This is a genomic window from Streptacidiphilus sp. P02-A3a (assembly GCF_014084105.1).
In the GTDB taxonomy this organism is placed as follows: domain Bacteria; phylum Actinomycetota; class Actinomycetes; order Streptomycetales; family Streptomycetaceae; genus Streptacidiphilus.
Genome location: NZ_CP048289.1, coordinates 1928065 through 1943705, shown reverse-complemented (window position 1 = coordinate 1943705; position 15641 = coordinate 1928065). Strand labels below are relative to the sequence as shown.

Sequence of the window (15641 nt, the reverse complement as noted above, 5' to 3'; positions counted from 1 at the left end):
ACGTGATCCGAAAGACCGGCTCTAGCCCGTTCGGACGCTCCGGCGGGCAGTCCGCAACCGCCGCTGAAACGCTGGGGTCCAGTCCACCAGGCACTCGGAGGGGTCGATGGCCCAGCAGCAGGCGGCGGCAACAGCGGACAGGGCACCGATCGAGGAGGACCAGGGCAAGGTCAAGCTGGTCTTCCTCGGCGTGATGCTGGGGATGTTCCTGGCCGCGCTCGACCAGACCATCGTCTCCACCGCGCTGCCGACCATCGTCGGCGACCTCGGCGGCGCCAACCACCTCTCCTGGGTGGTCACCGCCTACCTGCTGGCCGCCACCGCGACCACGCCGCTGTGGGGCAAGCTCGGCGACCTGTTCGGCCGCAAGTACGTGTTCGTGGTCTGCATCCTGATCTTCCTGCTGGGCTCGGCGCTCTGCGGCATCTCGCAGAACATGCTCCAGCTGATCATCTTCCGGGCCCTCCAGGGCCTCGGCGGCGGCGGTCTGATGGTGCTGGCGATGGCCGTGATCGCGGACGTGGTGCCGCCGCGCGACCGGGGCCGCTACCAGGGGGTCATCGGCGCGGTCTTCGGCGTCTCCTCGGTGGTCGGCCCGCTGCTCGGCGGCTTCCTGGTGGACAACCTCAGCTGGCACTGGGTGTTCTACGTCAACCTGCCGATCGGCGCCGTCGCCCTGGCCGTGATCCTGGTCGCGCTGCAGGCCAAGAACCCGGAGACGCGCCCGAAGATCGACTACCTGGGCACCGCCCTGCTGGCCGCCGCCTCCACCTGCCTGGTGCTGATCGCCAGCCTCGGCGGCAGCACCTGGGGCTGGAACTCGGTGGAGATCTGGGGCTGCGGCATCGGCGCGGTCATCCTGATCGCCCTGTTCATCCTGGTCGAGCGGCGGGTGGACGAGCCGGTGCTGCCGCTGCGGCTGTTCCGCAACCAGGTCTTCAGCATCTGCTCGGCGATGGGCTTCGTGGTCGGCCTGTGCATGTTCGGCGCGCTCTCCTACATCCCGCTGTACATGCAGGTGGTCAACGGCAACTCGCCGACCACCTCCGGGCTGCGGCTGCTGCCGCTGATGGCGGGCGTGCTGGTGACCTCCATCGGCACCGGGCAGCTGATCAGCCGGACCGGCAAGTACAAGATCTACCCGATCGTCGGCACCGCGCTGATCGCGGTCTCGCTGGTGCTGCTCGCCCAGGTGGACGAGAAGACCAGCTCCACCGTCATGGGCCTGTACATGCTGGTGCTCGGCCTCGGCCTGGGCCTGGTGATGCAGGTGCTGATCATCGCGGTGCAGAACTCCTCGGACTTCGCCGACCTGGGCACCGCCACCGCCGGGGTCACCTACTTCCGCTCCATCGGCGGCGCGTTCGGCGCCTCCATCTTCGGCACCGTGCTGAACAACCGGCTCAGCGCGAAGATCACCACCGCGCAGGCCAACGGCACCCTCTCGCCCCGGTTCCCGGTGAAGGAGGTGCTGGCCGACCCGACCATCGTGCAGAAGGCCCCGCCCGCGGACCGCCCGCTGATCGAGCCGTTCCTGCACCTGTACGCGGTCTCGCTGCAGACCGTGTACCTGGTGGCCGCCGGGATCGCGGTGATCGCCTTCGTGCTGTCGCTGTTCCTGCGCGAGGTGCCGCTGCGCACCTCCAACCGCCAGGCCGAGCCGGGCGAGGCGGCCGGACTGCCGACCTTCCGCAGCTCGGCGGACGAGATCGAGCGGATGGTCACCAAGCTGTCCAGCCGGGAGAACATCTGGGAGCGCTACGGCCGCTGCATCGACCGGGCCGACATCGACATCAGCGTCCCGCAGGCGTACGGGCTGTTCCGGCTGCACCAGGCGGGGCCGGTCACCGAGGAGGAGATCTGCCGCCGCAACAAGATCAAGCCGGACGAGATCCGCCCCAAGCTGGACGCCATGGTGGCCAGCGGCCGGATCCAGCGCGACGCCGACGGCCTGATCACGCTCACCCCGGCCGGCGAACAGGTGGTGTCCCAGCTGACCGCGGCCCGACTCGCGCTGCTCAACGAGAAGTTGGAGGGCTGGTCGCCGGAGCAGCACGCCGAACTGCTGCGCATGCTGCGGGAACTGGCGGACAACTCGATGGACGCGCCGGGCCGGGTCATGTCCCTGTGAGCCCGTCGCGAGCGGACACCCCTGCACGAACGGACGATCTTCCTGCATAATCGTCCACCGTTCGAACAATGTGGGGGCGACAACCATGACCGGTCAGCTGTGCGGCAGGTGCGGCAACGCACTCGCTCCCGAAGGCTGCCCTTGCGGCTGGTCCGGAAGCAACGAGGAGACCGCCGTCATCCCGGTGGTCGGCGGCCCGGAACTGGTGCGCCCCTACTTCCACCCGGACGGCGACGACCCCGAGCAGGTGTTCGACGCCGAGATCGTCGACGCCGAGCTGCTCGACCCCGTGGACGGGTCCCGCCAGCCCCGGACACAGCAGCCGGTACCGGCGCCGCAGGCCCAGGCGCAGCAGACCGCGGTGCTCCCGGCGTACCTCCCGGCGCAGCGCTCGGCCGAGCCGCTCGGCAGCGTGGTGGTCACCCGTCCGCCGGCGGGCCCGCGGACCGGCCGGGGCCGACGGGCGCCCGGACGCAGCCGCAGCACGCTGCTGATCGCCGCGGGCATCACCGTGATCGCCGCGGTCGGCGTGGCCGCCGCGCTGGTACCGCAGCTGCTGGGCGGCGGACCGGTGAAGGTCGCCCTGCCGCAGCCCGGGGTCACCGCGCCGCTGCCGACCCAGGCCGCCCCCAGCGCCGTTCCGAGCAGCGCCGCCACCGCCACCGCCGCCCCGACCGCCTCGGCCACCCGCCTGGCGCCGGTGGTACGGCACTCGCCGTCGCCGAGCGGCAGCGCACCGGCGGCGCCGGTCCAGGTGAGCACCCGGCCGACGCCCAGCCGCTCCGTCGGCGCCCCGGCCACCAGCGCTCCGCCGTCCCCGTCGCCGTCCGCCTCGCCGTCGGCGACCGGCGGCGGCAGCTCCGGCACGCTCGCGCTGGGCTCCAGCGGACCCGCCGTGGTCACGCTGCAACAGGAGCTGAACAGCATCTGGGGCCTGGACGCCACGCTCAACGTGGACGGCGTCTACGGCGAGCAGACCAAGAAGGTCGTCGCCAAGTTCCAGCGGTGGTTCATCCCCTTCGGCGCAGGAGACCCGACCGGGGTGTACGGGCCGTACACCCAGGCGGCGATGGCCCAGCAGCTGGCCATCCAGAACGGCGGCCAGTAACCGCCGCGCCGGTCAGCCGGTGACCGCGGCGACGATGCTGACACCCGCCAGCACCAGCATCACCACCGCCGCGATCCGGGTGATCAGGGTCAGCGGCACGTACTGCATCAGCTTCTGCCCGCCGACCACGGCCAGCCCGCCGACCGCGCACAGCGCCAGCCAGGCGCCCAGGCCGACGGCCAGCGGATCGGAGTACTTGGCGGCCAGGTTGGCGGTGGCGATCTGGGTCAGGTCACCGAACTCGGCGATCAGCACCATCACGAAGCCGGTCCCGGCGACCCGCCAGAAGCCGTTGGAGGAGGGCTCCCGGACGGCGCCCTCCTCCTCTTCCTCCTCCTTCTGGAGCAGCAGCATCAGCGCGCCCGCCAGGAACAGCGCGCCGACCACCCCCTCCACCCAGCGGTGCGGCAGCAGCGACAGCAGGCTCCCGGCCGCGATGGCCAGGGCGACATGGACGGCGAAGGCGGCGGCGATCCCGGCGAAGACGTAGCTCGCCCGGTACCGGGTGCCGAGCACCAGGCTGGCCAGGGCGGTCTTGTCGGGCAGTTCGGCCACGAAGATGATCCCGAAGGTGATCGCGGCGACGGTGATGCTCACGTCTGTGGTGTCCTCAAAGGTTTCGGTAGCGCCGCCGGGCCTTCGGGCCCGTTTCCGGGGACGCCTCGGCACGTCAGCGCTCGGGCGGCTTGTGGGCAAGCTGGAGCACTGCGGCCGAAGGTCTCACCAGCGCCGCCGTAACGGTGCCCCGGGCGCCGGGCGGCCTCGTCCAGGACGAGGACCAGCCAGTATGTCGACGGTCCGGTGGGGGCTACTCCCCTTCGATCGGCGCAAGTCTAGCGCACCGGGCCGGTCGACCCGCGGCCGAATCGCACCGAATCACCTGGACAAGGGGCGGCGTCTGGGACAAGGGTGGTGGTCATGGAGTACACCTCTCTCGGCCGTACCGGCCTGTCCGTGTCCCGGTTGTGCCTCGGCACGATGAACTTCGGTCCACTGACCACCGAGACCGACGCCCACAGCATCATGGACACCGCCCTGGAGCAGGGCGTCAACTTCTTCGACACCGCCAACGTCTACGGCTGGGGGGAGAACAAGGGCCACACCGAGGAGATCGTCGGCACCTGGTTCGCCCGGGGCGGCGGTCGCCGCGAGCGCACCGTCCTCGCCACCAAGCTCTACGGGCTGATGCCCGGCCCCGGCGGCGAGGACTGGCCGAACAACGGCAAGCTCTCCGCGCTGAACATCCGCCGCGCCTGCGACGCCAGCCTGAAGCGTCTGCAGACGGACTACATCGACGTCTACCAGATGCACCACGTGGACCGGGCCACTCCGTGGGAGGAGATCTGGCAGGCCATGGAGGTGCTGGTGGCCCAGGGCAAGATCCTCTACGTGGGCAGCAGCAACTTCGCCGGTTGGCACATCGCCACCGCGCAGGGCGCCGCCCAGCGCCGGGGCTTCCTCGGCCTGGTCGCCGAGCAGTCCCTGTACAACCTGCTGGCCCGCACGGTGGAGCTGGAGGTGCTGCCCTCGGCGCAGCACCACGGCCTCGGCGTGATCCCCTGGTCGCCGCTCCAGGGCGGCCTGCTCGGCGGCGTCCTGCGCAAGGCCGGTCAGCAGGGCGGCCGGAGCGCCAAGCGGGCGGAGGACCTGTCCGCCACGCAGCGCGAGCAGTTGCAGGCGTACGAGGACTTCTGCGACAAGCTCGGCGAGGAGCCCGGCACGGTGGCGCTGGCCTGGCTGCTGCACCAGCCGGCGGTGACCGCGCCGATCGTCGGCCCGCGCACCCCCGGGCAGCTGGACACCGCGCTGAAGGCGCTGGACGTCAAGCTCGACGCGGACGCGCTCACCCGTCTGGATGAGATCTTCCCGGGCCACCAGACGGCACCGGAGGACTACGCCTGGTGACACCGGCCCGGCCCCGGCGGCCGGGACGTGCGGCCGCGGCGGACCCACTCCGTCGCGGCCTCACCCGCCTCACACCTCATTCCTGTCACCGCCCTGTACCATCCGATCCGCCCGGGCCGATCCGGCCAGGACCGCCGGAATCGTGACCGATCAGTAGGTGGATGTGACCCCCTCGACCGAGCCCTGGACCGGCGTCGCCCCGGCCCCGACCGCTGCTCCCGAGCCCGGGAGGCGCGCGGGCCGGCTCAGCCTGTGGCCCGGTCTGCTGGCCCTCGGGCTGTGCCTCTACCGGATCGGCCGCCCGCAGCTGTGGCGCGACGAGTTCGCCAGCGCCAGCGCCGCCTCGCGCAGTTTCGGCCAACTGTTCGGGCTGCTCGACCACGTCGATGCCTCGACCGGCTGCTACTACCTGCTGCTGCACGTCTGGACCACCCTCTTCGGCAGTTCCCCCGCCGCGCTGCGCACCCCCTCGGCCCTGGCCATGGCCGGAGCGGCGGTGCTGGTCACCCAGATCGGGGCCCGGCTCTACGGCCGCGCCGCCGGACTGGCCGGTGGCCTGGTGTTCGCGGTGATCCCGGCCGTCTCCCGGTACGGGCAGGAGGCGCGCGCCTACGCGCTGGCGCTGTTCGCGGTGGCGCTGGCCACCTTCCTGCTGCTGCGCGTACTGGAGCGCCCGAGCCGGGGCCGCTGGGTCGGCTACGCCGCCGCCGTCGTCCTGGTCTGCGTGCTGCACGTGGTCGCGCTCAGCTGCCTGGTCGGGCACGTGGTCGCGGTCTGGCTGCACTGGCGCAGGCACCACGACCGCCGGGTGCCGCGCTGGTTCGCGGGCTCGGCGCTGGCCGCGCTGGCGCTGGTCTCGCCGCTGCTGCTGCTCGCCCACTCGCAGGTGAACAACCAGCTGACCTGGCTGGCCCGGCCCAACCTGGCCCGGCCGCAGCACGTCGCGCTGGACCTGTGGATCGACCTGTACGCCTCCCGGGTCGGCGCGCTGATCGCCGCCCTGCTGGTACTGCTCGGCGTGCTGCTGCCGCTGCGGCTCCGACGGCGGCGGGCGGCCACCCTGTTCCTGGTCGCCAGCGGGGTGCTGCCGGTGCTCGCGGTGATCCTGGTGTCGGAACTGGGGACCTCCTACTTCCTCGGCCGCTACCTGCTCTTCACCGACATCGCCTGGTCGGTGCTGGCGGGCGCCGGGCTGGTCGGCGCGGTGAGCGCGGTCGCCGCGAAGGTACGGCTGCCGCAGGGCGGGGGTCGGTTCACCGTCCCGGTCGCGGCGGTGGCCGCGGTGGCGCTCGGGCTGCTCGCGGTCTGGCCGAACCAGACCGGCGTCCGCGCCTACGGCTCGCACGAGTGGACGCACTACCCGAGCGGCGCCAACCCGGGCTACTTCGCCTACCAGGGCGCCGCCGACCTGCTGGCGAAGCGGGCGCGCCCGGGCGAGGGCGTGGTCTACCTCGGCTACAACCCGATCATGCTCAACCTGGGCGTGCCGTACTACCTGGGCTCCAGGGTCGCGCTCGACCAGGTCTTCGTCGCCCGGACCCCGGCCCAGGACGAGAGCTACTACCCGGACTTCTGCCCGTCCCAGGCGGCCTGCCTGGCCAAGGCCCCGGACCGGATCTGGGTGGTCGAGCTGGCGGGCGACAGCGGCGAACCGGCGGCCGAGCGGGCGCAGAAGAAGCTGCTGCACAAGCGGTACCGTGTCAGCACCGAGTACCACCTGGCGCTGGTCAACGTGAGCCTGCTGGTACGCAGGGCCTGACCGGGCGACCGGGCGACCGGGCCGGACCGAGGAGGCAGCGGCGTGGACCGGACCTGGATCGCGTTCCTGCGGGCGGTCAACGTCGGCGGGCGCAAGGTCGAGATGGCCCGGCTGCGGGCCCTCCTCGACGGCATGGGGCTGGCCCGCGTCCGCAGCCACATCGCCAGCGGCAACGTGTTCTTCGACGCCGAGCTGGACACCCCGGCCGCGCGGGCGGAACTGGTCGCGGCGGTCGAGACCCGGCTGCGGGCGGAGTTCGGCTTCGACATCCCGGTGCTGCTCCGCAGCACCGACGAGGTGGCGGCGGCGCTCGCGGCGGCACCGTTCGACCAGGTCGAGCTCACCCCGGAGACCCGGCTCAGCATCGCCTTCCTCTCCGGGCCGCTCACCGGCCTGACCCTGCCGCTGCGCTCCGCCAAGGGCTACTGGGAGCTGCTGGCCGCGACCGAGGGCGAGGCGTACCTGGTCTCCTGGCGGCTGAACGGGCAGCTGGGCGACAACCCGGTGGCGGCGCTGGAGAAGGCGTTCGGGGTGAAGGGCACCGCGCGGTTCTTCCACACCACCGAGAAGATCCTGGCGGCGGCCCGCAAGCCCTGACCTGACCTGACCGGCCGGGTCGGGCCGGGTCAGGTCGGGCCGGGTCGGGCCGGGTCGGGCCGGGTCGGGTCGCACCGGGTCGGGTCGGGTCGGGTCGGGTCGGTGACCGCTCAGGCCGGACCGTTCCAGTCGAGGGTCGGCGGCAGCACCCCCTCCAGCGTGAGCAGCCAGCGCTTCACCTCCAGGCCCAGCTCCCCGCCGCCGAAGCCGCCGATGCCGCCCGCCGCCACCACCCGGTGGCAGGGCACCAGCAGGGAGATCGGGTTCGACCCCATGATCGAACCGACGTTGCGGGCCGCCTGCCCCAACTGCCCGGCCGCCAGCTCCGCCTCGAACGCGCCACTGCGGACCGCGAGTTCGCCGTACGCCACGGTCTGCCCGTAGCCGACCGTGCGGGTCAGCATGGACAGTACCGTCCGCTGCGGGCCGGGGGCGGTGCGCCGCCAGTCCAGCGGCAGGTCGAAGTCACGGCGGGCCCCGGCGAAGTACTCGGCGAAGCGCCGCGCCACCAGCGCCGCCTTCGGCTCGTCACCGGGCCTGACCGCGTCCGGCGCCTCGGTGCCCTCGCCGAAGTTCGCGCAGACCACGCCGTCGGCGGTGATCCCGACCCGGACGGGGCCGCTGGGGAGCGGGGTCGGCACAGTGATCCAGGAGACCGGCATGGTCACAGTCCATCACGCCCCCGCCGTGCGGCGCCGGGGGTTTCCACCGACCCACTTTTTGCCTCTGAGGCAAGGTTCTTGCCTGCGGGGCCGCCGAGGTGTGGACTGAACACATGGAGAACGATCGCGGCCTCCCGCTGGAGGACCTGCCCGGCCTCGGTGCCCGCCTGCGCGAGCGCCGCCTGAGCAGCCGACTCACCCTGGAGGCAGCCGCCGCCCGGGTGGGCCTGTCGCCCGCGCACCTCTCCCGGCTGGAGACGGCCAAACGCCAGCCGTCACTGCCGGTCCTGCTCGGTCTCTCCCGAGCATACGGCGTCCCGGTGGAGACGCTGCTGCTCGGGGCCGAGGCTCCGGGCGCGCCCTCACCGGTGGTCCGGGGCTCGGCCGGTCCGTCCGGCCCGGGCACCGCCGACGAGGGCCTGGCGGGCGGCTGGACCTACCGCCCGGCCGGGTCCCCCGGGCGGGCCATGCAGGCCCTGCGGGTGCACATCCCGGCCAGGGTGCAGGACGAGGTGGTCCGGGTCCACCCCGGCGAGGAGTGGCTGTACGTGCTGCACGGCCGGCTGCTGCTCACCCTCGACCGCGAGGAGTACCGGCTCGAACCGGGCGACGCGGCGCACTTCGACTCGATGCGCCCGCACCGACTGGCGTCGATCGACCGGCCGGGAGTGGACCTGCTGTTCCTGCACACCCTGCTGCAGAGCCCCACCGCCGACCTGTTCCCGCACTGATCACGTACTGACCCCCGCGAACCCCGCCTGAATCCGAGGAGCTGGTCATGTCCACTCTCGCCCACCCCACCGAGGACGGCAGCACCCGCACGGAGCGCCGCGTGGGCATCCGCGTCTTCATCTACGTCATCGGGCTGCATGTGTTCGCGGCCTTCGTGATGCTGCTCATCTACTTCGGCCACCGGGGCTGAGCACCCCGTCCCACCTGGGCCCATGCGGACGGTTCGAACACCGGGTCACCTTCCGGCAACTCCCGCACGGATTGTCACTGGGCGATGACATGCTGTGTTCGTCAACCACACCAGGCCGCCACCGTCCAGGGGGGAACAGCGCCATGCCCGCAGACGAGACACCACCAGTACCGCGACCGTCCCGCTGGTCGCCGCGGTTACCGCCGGGCAGGTCGCGCGTCGCCTGGATCGGCGGCGGCGTGGCGCTGCTGCTGGCGCTGCTCGGGATCACCGCGGCGGTGGCCGGGCCCGAGGGCCGCGCGGGCGGTCACCCACCGGCGTCCGGTGGCGCGGCCGCACCCGACGCCGGGTCCGCCTCTCCTTCGGCCTCTCCTTCAGCCTCGGCTTCAACCTCCGATTCCGCTTCCGCTTCCGGCGGGTCGGCGGCCGGGCCCGGCGTCAGGGGCTCCGGCGTCAGGGGCTCCGGCGGCGCGGCCGAGGCTCCCGGATCGGCCGCCGCGCCGAGTCCGGCGCCGCTGGTCCATCCGTCCCTCCGACTCGCCCCGGCCCGGGCCAGGGCCGATGCGGCGGCCGTACTCGAAGCCGACGACAGCCACTACCGACAGGAGCTCACCACCGGCGAACGCCTGCTCGGCACCACCGGCTTCGCCGCCTGGTCCGCGCGGACGCTCGCGGACACCACCGACCGCGCCGACACCGCCCGGGCCGCCGCCGAGTTCACCGCCTCGGACCAGCCCCCGGCCCTCATACCGTGGCGGGCCGACAACGGCGAAGGCGTGGCAGCGGTCCAGCGGTTCGCCCGGGACGCCGCGGGCGGCTCCTCGATCGCTGTCCGCACCGACGCCGACAACGCGCTGACCGCCCTGGCCGACGCGGACCAACTGGCCCAGCAGGTCCGCGCGGGCGACTGACCGCGCGCCCACCCCACCCCGGGCGCGACGGCGAGCCGCCGCGCCCAGCAGACCGCCGCTGTGGGCCCGCCCGTGCCGACGGGCCGAGGCCCACAGCGGCAGCACACCGGCCCGGTCGGAGTCAGCCGGTGCGGCGCTCCAGCGCCACCACCGGGATGACCCGGCTGGTCTTGTCCTGGTACTCGGCGAAGCGGGGGAACTCCCGGACCTGGTCCGCGAACAGCCGGTCCCGCTCCGCACCCTCGGTGACGACCGCCGTCACCTCGACCCTCTCGGTGCCAACCTCGATCACGGCCTCCGGGTGGGCGACCAGGTTGTGGTACCAGGCGGGGTGGTTCGCCGCGCCCGCGGCGGAGGCGAAGACCAGCCAGCGGTCGCCGTCGGCCCGGTAGGTCACCGGCGTGGTGTGCGGCCTGCCCGACCGGGCGCCGGTGCTGGTGATCAGCAGCAGCGGAACGCCGGTGAAACCGCCGCCCACCGTGCCCTCGTGGGACCGGAACTCGGCGATGACCGCGTCGTTGTGCGCACTCATGGAATCCTCCGTCGTTGGATCACACCATCCTTCCGGCGGAACGGCCCGACCGGACGGATTCCACCGAAACCGGCACCCCCACGTGTCGGCCAGGAACCCGCCCGGGGGTCCGCCTGCGGGTCCGCTCAGGGCACCAGCAGGACCCGGCCCAACTGGGCCCGACTGTCCAGGATCCGGTGCGCCTCGGCGGCCTCGGCGAGCGGCAGCCGCGCGTGCACGGCGACCCGCAGCCGACCGTCGAGCGCGTACCCGGCCACCTCGTCCACGTCCGCGCGGGCCTGCTTCGGGTCGGCCGCCCGCCAGGCCATCAGGGCGAACCCGGTCACGGACTTCAGCCCGAAGATGGAGCTGATCGGCAGATCCAGCAGCTGCCCCCCGGCGACGCCGTACACCACCGCCCGCCCGTGCGGGGCCAGCAGCGCGATGCTCCGCCGCAGCACCTCCCCGCCGACCGAGTCGAGCACCACGTCGACGCCCCCGGGCGCCGCCGCACGGACCTGCTCGTCCCAGTCCTCCGCGCTGTAGTCGACCGCGACGTCCGCCCCGCACGAGCGGGCGAAGTCGAGCTTGGCGGCCGAACCGACGGTGGCGATCACCTTGCCCGCGCCGAGGATCCGGGCCAGCTGGACCACCAGGTGCCCGATGTTGCCCGATGCCGCGTGGACGAGCACGGTCTCGCCCGCCGCCAGCTGCCCGATGCGCAGCACCCGCAGCGCCACCGGAGCGGCCACCGGCAGCGTGCTGGCCGCGCCGAGGTCGAGCCCGTCGGGCACGACCGCCAGCCACTCGGGGCCGACGAGGACATAGTCGGCGAAGGCGTCCTCGATCACCGGAACGGCCACCCGCTGCCCCACCAGCGCTCCGTCGACCCCCTCCCCGACCGACTCGACGGTCCCCACCACGTCACCGGTGAGCTTCCCGGGCAGCGGGCGGTGGAAGATCGCCGGACTCGAAGGCCCCCGGCGGATCATGGTGTCGACGAAGTTGGCCCCGATCCCCTCGGTACGGACGAGCACCTGCCCCGGCCCCGGAGTGGGAGTCTCGACGTCCTCCAGCTTCAGGACTTCTGGGCCGCCGTACTCGTAGAAGCGAACGCGTCGCATGGGAGACTCCCTGGTCAGGGTGGAACGCCGGATATGCTGCGACTTCCGGGAGGCTGAACTGGACTCCCGGTCAAGTCCTACCAACCGACCGTACTGGACCCCCGGTCCAGTTGTCCACGCGGAATGAGACGCCGATGGCTGAAGTGCGCCGCGAACGCGCCGACGCGGCACGCAACCGGCGAGCGATCCTGCTGGCCACCGAGGAGTTGCTGACCCAGTTCCGGCCCGAGCAGATCTCCATGGAGCAGGTCGCCGCAGCCGCCGGGGTGGGCAAGGGCACGGTCTTCCACCGCTTCGGCAACCGGATGGGCCTGATGCGCGCGCTGATGGAGGAGCGCGCGCTGGCGCTGCGCGAGGCGGCCACCGACGGTCCGCCGCCGCTCGGCCCGGGCGCCGAGCCGCGCGAGCGGCTGCTGGCCTTCCTCGACGGCCTGGTCGACGTGATCGCCCGCAACAAGGGCCTGCTGGCCGCGCTCGGCCACGCCATCACCACCACCCACCACCCCGATCCCACCCCAAGCGCCACCGGCCCCGCCGAGCCGAAGCCCGCCCACGGCGAACACCCGGTCTACCAGTTCTGGCACGGCCACCTCGCCGGACTGATAGCCGAGCAGCGCCCGGACCTGGACGCCGACCTGATCGCCCATCTGCTGCTGGCCGCGCTGCAGAGCGAGCAGATCCTGCACCTGCTGGAGCAGGGCGGCGGCGAGCGGCTGCGCGACACGCTGCGCACCGTGGCCACGGCCCTGCTGGACAGCCGCGAGGACCGGCCCCACCAGCCCTGACGCCCGGTAAACCCCGAGTTGTTGCGCGCCGACCGGCACGCAACACCTGGACGACGCCACCTCCACCGAACCACCGTGTGCGAACGCTAGCGTTTTCACCAGAGGGCGTCCGCACTGCGGTACTCGTACTCCAGTGTTCGTACTCTGGCGCCCGCACTCCGGGAAGCACGGTGACTCATGGGCAGCTACGGTCAGGACTGGTCCTCGTACCAGTCGACAGCCCCGGACAGCGCCGGCCTGTCCTTCGCGTTCGTCAAGGTCACCCAGGGCCTTGGCTACACCAACCCCAACTGGCAGGCGCAGTACCAGCACGCGGTCTCGGCCGGACTGGTGGCCGGCGTCTACCACTATCCCGACATGGCCAACTCCCCCCAGACCGAGGCGGATCACTTCCTCTCCGTGGCGCAGCCCGCCCCCGGCGCGCTGGTGGCACTCGACTGGGAGGGTTACGACGCCGCCAACCTGAACGTCCCGAAGGCGCAGCAGGCCTCCTACAAGGACGCCTGGATCGCCCATGTCCAGAGCAAGTTGCCGCAGAACCAGGTCGGTCTGTACTGCGACAAGGACTACTGGCTGAACGTGGACACCACGTCCGACTGCGGTGACTTCCTGTGGATCGCCACCGCCGGACTGCCCGCCGGTCAGCCGGGCATCCAACACCCCTGGCTGTTCCACCAGTTCAGCGCGAGCCCGGTGGACAAGGACTTCTGCTCGATGGCGGACGCCCAGGCGCTCAAGCAGTGGGCGCTCGCCAAGACCACCGCGCGCACCACCGCGCCGCCTTCCTCGGAGGATCCCGTGACACCCGCAGACGCAGAACTCTTCGTGCAGACCCTGATGGACCACGTGGTGCCCGACGCCGGCATCAAGAACCCGGACGGCACCCAGGCGACCCGCACCATCGCGGACTTCTTCGAGTACCTGGACGTGCACAACCGCACCCTGCTGAGCCAGATCTCCGCCCTGTCCGCGCAGGTCACCGCGCTCTCGGCGGCGGTGTCCGCGCTGTCGAAGGCAGGTGGCACGACACCGGACCAGGTCCACGCCGCGGTTACCTCCGCGCTCACCGCCGCGGGCCACTCCCCCGCGGCCGCCACCGTCCCCGCCCCGGCGGCCCCGGCCGACAACTGACGCCACCGGCAACCGACGCAACCGACGGCAACGAGCAGATCTGACATCACGTCAGACAATCACGCCGTCGGTACGCCGTGGCAGATCGCGTCGGCCTCGGATCGGGCTCGCCAGGATCACCCACCCGGCGGACACCACCACGGACGCCATGACCCAGGCCGCCGCCCTGCTGCCGAACTCCCCGCCCAGGAAGCCGCCCAGCAGCGCCCCCACCGGCATCGCGCCGTAACCGATGCTCGACGAACAGGAGTTGATGCGGCCGAGCAGCTCCGGCGGGCAGTAGCTCTGGAAGAAGCTGCCGGTGATCACATTGCCCGCGACCACCCCGCCGACGGCGACCGCCCAGGCGGCCACGCACACCGGCAGCGGCAGCCAGCGTCCGGCGAACGGCAGCAGCAGCAGGAACGGCGCCCCGATCAGCTCGCAGAGCAGCAGCCCGCGCGCGGTCCCGAAGCGGGCCGCGATCCGCCCGGCGATCGCGGCGCCCACCAGTCCGCCCACGCTCACCACCGCGAACACCGCGCCGACCCCGCCGGGCCGGAGCCCGACGCTGCGGACCAGCAGCACCGTCTGCACCGCCTGCAAGCCGCTCAGCCCCAGGTTTCCCAGCCCGGCGAAGTAGGAGACGGTGCGCAGGTACGGATCGTGGACGACGAAGCGGACGCCCTCGGCCACCTCCTGTCGGATCCCGCGCCGCTCAGCGCGCGCCGGGCGCTCCTCCCGCGCGTCGATGGCGCTGAGACAGAGGGCGGAGAGCAGGTAGGAGCAGGCGTCGATGAGCAGTCCGGTGACGGCCCCGAAGGCCTCGGCGACGACCCCGGCGACCCCGGGACCGGCCACGTCCATGGCCGCCGCGCTGCTCTGCAGCTTGACGTTGGCCTCCAGCACGTCGGGTTCGGCGACCAGTGCGGGCAGCAGCGTCCGGTAGGCGGTGGTGAAGAACACCTTCACCGCACCGGCCAGGAAGGCCACCGCCACCAGCTGCCAGACGGTGAGCACGCCGGTCCACTCGGCCACCGGCACGCTCGCGAACAGCGCCAGCAGCAGCAGGTCACCGACCAGCATCACGGTCCGGCGGGACCACCGGTCCACCCAGGCACCGGCCGAGAGGCCGAGGAACAGCCAGGGCAGCCAGGCCGAGGCGGTGAGCACCCCCACCATGAACGAGCCGGCCCGGAGCACCCCCACCGCCACCAGGACCAGCGAGACCTCGCCGACCGCGGTACCCAGGCCGCTGGCGGTCTCGCCGATCCACAGCCGTCGGAAGTCCCTCTCCACCCACAGGCCCCACCGGCCCCGTACCGGCCGCTGCTCGACCGGCGTCGCGGTCATGCCCCCCGCCGCCGTCACGGCTGCCCCGCCTCCGCCGCCACCGGCTCGGTGGCCGCCAACTCCCCCGGCTGGGGCAGCAGCTGGGTGAGCAGCGCCACCCGCTCGGCCCCGGCCGGGGCCGCCGCGACCCCCTCCGGGGTGTCCTGCCGGTACCGGCGCAGCAGGGCGGTCAGCTCCCGCCGCAGGTCACCGGCCTCCGCCGGGGTCAGCAGCAGCGGACAGTCACTCAGGTCGAGGACCTCCCGCCAGGGCGTCGGCATCGTCTCGAACTCGTTCAGTGCCTGCTGGGTCAGCGAGGCGTACCCGGTGGCGATGGTCTGCAGGTACCGCGCGGTGGCCTCCGGCTCGCTGCCAATCAGCTCCCGGTCGTTGAGGGACTGCGCCCGGTACACCGAACGCCACCAGCGCTCCCGCGCGTTGCCCCGGGTCGGGTCGTCCTCGATCAGCCCGGCCGAGGCCAGCTGCCGCAGGTGGTAGCTGGTCGCTCCGGAGTTGAGCCCCAGCCGCTCGGCAAGCTGGGTCGCCGTCGCCGGGCCGTGCCTGCGCAGCAGGCCCACCAGTCGGGACCGCACCGGGTGGGCCAGCACCCGCAGGCCGCTGGCGTCCAGGGCCAGCACCGGCTCGACCCGCCCGCTCGGGCGCGGCGCCGCCGCGCGTTCTTCGCCGTCTTCGTCCGTCATGCGTTCCGCTGCCATGGGCCACAGACTAAACCGCAAAGGTTTCTTCGCAAAGAGGTTTTCGCAAAGACTTCTTTGCGGTTCAC

General features: G+C 72.6%; 16 protein-coding genes. 10 read left to right on the top strand and 6 right to left on the bottom strand.

Features of this window, described 5'->3' with window-relative positions; all coding sequences use genetic code 11:
- The first annotated feature begins 106 nt into the window (after positions 1-106).
- Together GXP74_RS08805 and GXP74_RS08800 are read left to right on the top strand one after the other, a co-directional pair.
- The gene (locus GXP74_RS08805; protein ID WP_182450837.1) at positions 107-2131 is read left to right on the top strand and encodes an MFS transporter; all 2025 of its coding nucleotides are present in this window, start codon (positions 107-109) and stop codon (positions 2129-2131) included.
- 85 nt (positions 2132-2216) lie between these two features.
- Positions 2217-3239: a peptidoglycan-binding protein gene (locus GXP74_RS08800; protein WP_182450836.1), complete on the top strand. Its 1023-nt coding sequence runs from the start codon at positions 2217-2219 to the stop codon at positions 3237-3239.
- A gap of 12 nt (positions 3240-3251) precedes the next feature.
- On the opposite strand, the gene GXP74_RS08795 is transcribed toward GXP74_RS08800, so the two are convergent.
- The gene (locus tag GXP74_RS08795; protein ID WP_182450835.1) at positions 3252-3836 is read right to left on the bottom strand and encodes a TMEM165/GDT1 family protein; all 585 of its coding nucleotides are present in this window, start codon (positions 3834-3836) and stop codon (positions 3252-3254) included.
- Positions 3837-4157: 321 nt separating this feature from the next.
- Here GXP74_RS08795 and GXP74_RS08790 point away from each other — a divergent pair, with 321 nt between their 5' ends.
- From GXP74_RS08790 to GXP74_RS08780, 3 genes are all read left to right on the top strand, one after another.
- Positions 4158-5144 (top strand): aldo/keto reductase, encoded by a 987-nt coding sequence (locus GXP74_RS08790; RefSeq protein ID WP_182450834.1) that lies wholly within the window; start codon positions 4158-4160, stop codon positions 5142-5144.
- A 157-nt stretch (positions 5145-5301) separates the two neighbouring features.
- A complete protein-coding gene (locus GXP74_RS08785; RefSeq protein ID WP_182450833.1) occupies positions 5302-6903 on the top strand; it encodes a glycosyltransferase family 39 protein in 1602 nt (533 codons plus the stop codon).
- 42 nt (positions 6904-6945) lie between these two features.
- Positions 6946-7500, top strand: coding sequence for a DUF1697 domain-containing protein (locus tag GXP74_RS08780; RefSeq protein WP_182450832.1), 555 nt, complete (start codon positions 6946-6948; stop codon positions 7498-7500).
- Between the two features lie 110 nt (positions 7501-7610).
- On the opposite strand, the gene GXP74_RS08775 is transcribed toward GXP74_RS08780, so the two are convergent.
- On the bottom strand, positions 7611-8162 hold the full coding sequence (locus GXP74_RS08775; RefSeq protein ID WP_182450831.1) for a methylated-DNA--[protein]-cysteine S-methyltransferase: 552 nt from the start codon (positions 8160-8162) through the stop codon (positions 7611-7613).
- Positions 8163-8275: 113 nt separating this feature from the next.
- Between GXP74_RS08775 and GXP74_RS08770 the strand changes: the two genes are divergently transcribed.
- The 3 genes from GXP74_RS08770 to GXP74_RS08760 all read left to right on the top strand — a co-directional run bounded on the left by GXP74_RS08770 (position 8276) and on the right by GXP74_RS08760 (position 9995).
- On the top strand, positions 8276-8893 hold the full coding sequence (locus GXP74_RS08770) for a helix-turn-helix domain-containing protein (protein ID WP_182450830.1): 618 nt from the start codon (positions 8276-8278) through the stop codon (positions 8891-8893).
- A 47-nt stretch (positions 8894-8940) separates the two neighbouring features.
- The gene (locus GXP74_RS08765) at positions 8941-9084 is read left to right on the top strand and encodes a DUF6126 family protein (protein WP_182450829.1); all 144 of its coding nucleotides are present in this window, start codon (positions 8941-8943) and stop codon (positions 9082-9084) included.
- 143 nt (positions 9085-9227) lie between these two features.
- Positions 9228-9995 (top strand): hypothetical protein, encoded by a 768-nt coding sequence (locus GXP74_RS08760; RefSeq protein ID WP_182450828.1) that lies wholly within the window; start codon positions 9228-9230, stop codon positions 9993-9995.
- Positions 9996-10116: 121 nt separating this feature from the next.
- Here the strand turns inward: GXP74_RS08760 and GXP74_RS08755 are convergent, their stop codons facing one another.
- Positions 10117-10527 (bottom strand): nitroreductase/quinone reductase family protein, encoded by a 411-nt coding sequence (locus tag GXP74_RS08755; protein ID WP_182450827.1) that lies wholly within the window; start codon positions 10525-10527, stop codon positions 10117-10119.
- 125 nt (positions 10528-10652) lie between these two features.
- The gene (locus GXP74_RS08750; protein WP_182450826.1) at positions 10653-11630 is read right to left on the bottom strand and encodes a zinc-binding dehydrogenase; all 978 of its coding nucleotides are present in this window, start codon (positions 11628-11630) and stop codon (positions 10653-10655) included.
- Positions 11631-11764: 134 nt separating this feature from the next.
- Here GXP74_RS08750 and GXP74_RS08745 point away from each other — a divergent pair, with 134 nt between their 5' ends.
- Both GXP74_RS08745 and GXP74_RS08740 read left to right on the top strand, forming a co-directional pair.
- Entirely contained in the window at positions 11765-12415 is a 651-nt protein-coding gene (locus tag GXP74_RS08745) for a TetR/AcrR family transcriptional regulator (protein WP_182450825.1), read from the top strand.
- A 177-nt stretch (positions 12416-12592) separates the two neighbouring features.
- On the top strand, positions 12593-13546 hold the full coding sequence (locus GXP74_RS08740) for a glycoside hydrolase family 25 protein (protein WP_182450824.1): 954 nt from the start codon (positions 12593-12595) through the stop codon (positions 13544-13546).
- Between the two features lie 51 nt (positions 13547-13597).
- On the opposite strand, the gene GXP74_RS08735 is transcribed toward GXP74_RS08740, so the two are convergent.
- Positions 13598-14878 (bottom strand): MFS transporter, encoded by a 1281-nt coding sequence (locus tag GXP74_RS08735; protein WP_182450823.1) that lies wholly within the window; start codon positions 14876-14878, stop codon positions 13598-13600.
- A 14-nt stretch (positions 14879-14892) separates the two neighbouring features.
- Positions 14893-15573 (bottom strand): transcriptional regulator, encoded by a 681-nt coding sequence (locus GXP74_RS08730; protein ID WP_225447795.1) that lies wholly within the window; start codon positions 15571-15573, stop codon positions 14893-14895.
- Positions 15574-15641 lie beyond the last annotated feature (68 nt).

What these genes read in the sequence shown, in the direction of transcription:
- GXP74_RS08805 (WP_182450837.1), top strand. Translation starts at nt 107, where the DNA reads ATGGCCCAGCAGCAGGCGGCGGCAACAGCGGACAGGGCACCGATCGAG.
- GXP74_RS08800 (WP_182450836.1), top strand. Translation starts at nt 2,217, where the DNA reads ATGACCGGTCAGCTGTGCGGCAGGTGCGGCAACGCACTCGCTCCCGAA.
- GXP74_RS08790 (WP_182450834.1), top strand. Translation starts at nt 4,158, where the DNA reads ATGGAGTACACCTCTCTCGGCCGTACCGGCCTGTCCGTGTCCCGGTTG.
- GXP74_RS08775 (WP_182450831.1), bottom strand. Translation starts at nt 8,162, where the DNA reads ATGCCGGTCTCCTGGATCACTGTGCCGACCCCGCTCCCCAGCGGCCCC.
- GXP74_RS08770 (WP_182450830.1), top strand. Translation starts at nt 8,276, where the DNA reads ATGGAGAACGATCGCGGCCTCCCGCTGGAGGACCTGCCCGGCCTCGGT.
- GXP74_RS08765 (WP_182450829.1), top strand. Translation starts at nt 8,941, where the DNA reads ATGTCCACTCTCGCCCACCCCACCGAGGACGGCAGCACCCGCACGGAG.
- GXP74_RS08760 (WP_182450828.1), top strand. Translation starts at nt 9,228, where the DNA reads ATGCCCGCAGACGAGACACCACCAGTACCGCGACCGTCCCGCTGGTCG.
- GXP74_RS08755 (WP_182450827.1), bottom strand. Translation starts at nt 10,527, where the DNA reads ATGAGTGCGCACAACGACGCGGTCATCGCCGAGTTCCGGTCCCACGAG.
- GXP74_RS08750 (WP_182450826.1), bottom strand. Translation starts at nt 11,630, where the DNA reads ATGCGACGCGTTCGCTTCTACGAGTACGGCGGCCCAGAAGTCCTGAAG.
- GXP74_RS08745 (WP_182450825.1), top strand. Translation starts at nt 11,765, where the DNA reads ATGGCTGAAGTGCGCCGCGAACGCGCCGACGCGGCACGCAACCGGCGA.
- GXP74_RS08740 (WP_182450824.1), top strand. Translation starts at nt 12,593, where the DNA reads ATGGGCAGCTACGGTCAGGACTGGTCCTCGTACCAGTCGACAGCCCCG.
- GXP74_RS08735 (WP_182450823.1), bottom strand. Translation starts at nt 14,878, where the DNA reads ATGACCGCGACGCCGGTCGAGCAGCGGCCGGTACGGGGCCGGTGGGGC.
- GXP74_RS08730 (WP_225447795.1), bottom strand. Translation starts at nt 15,573, where the DNA reads ATGGCAGCGGAACGCATGACGGACGAAGACGGCGAAGAACGCGCGGCG.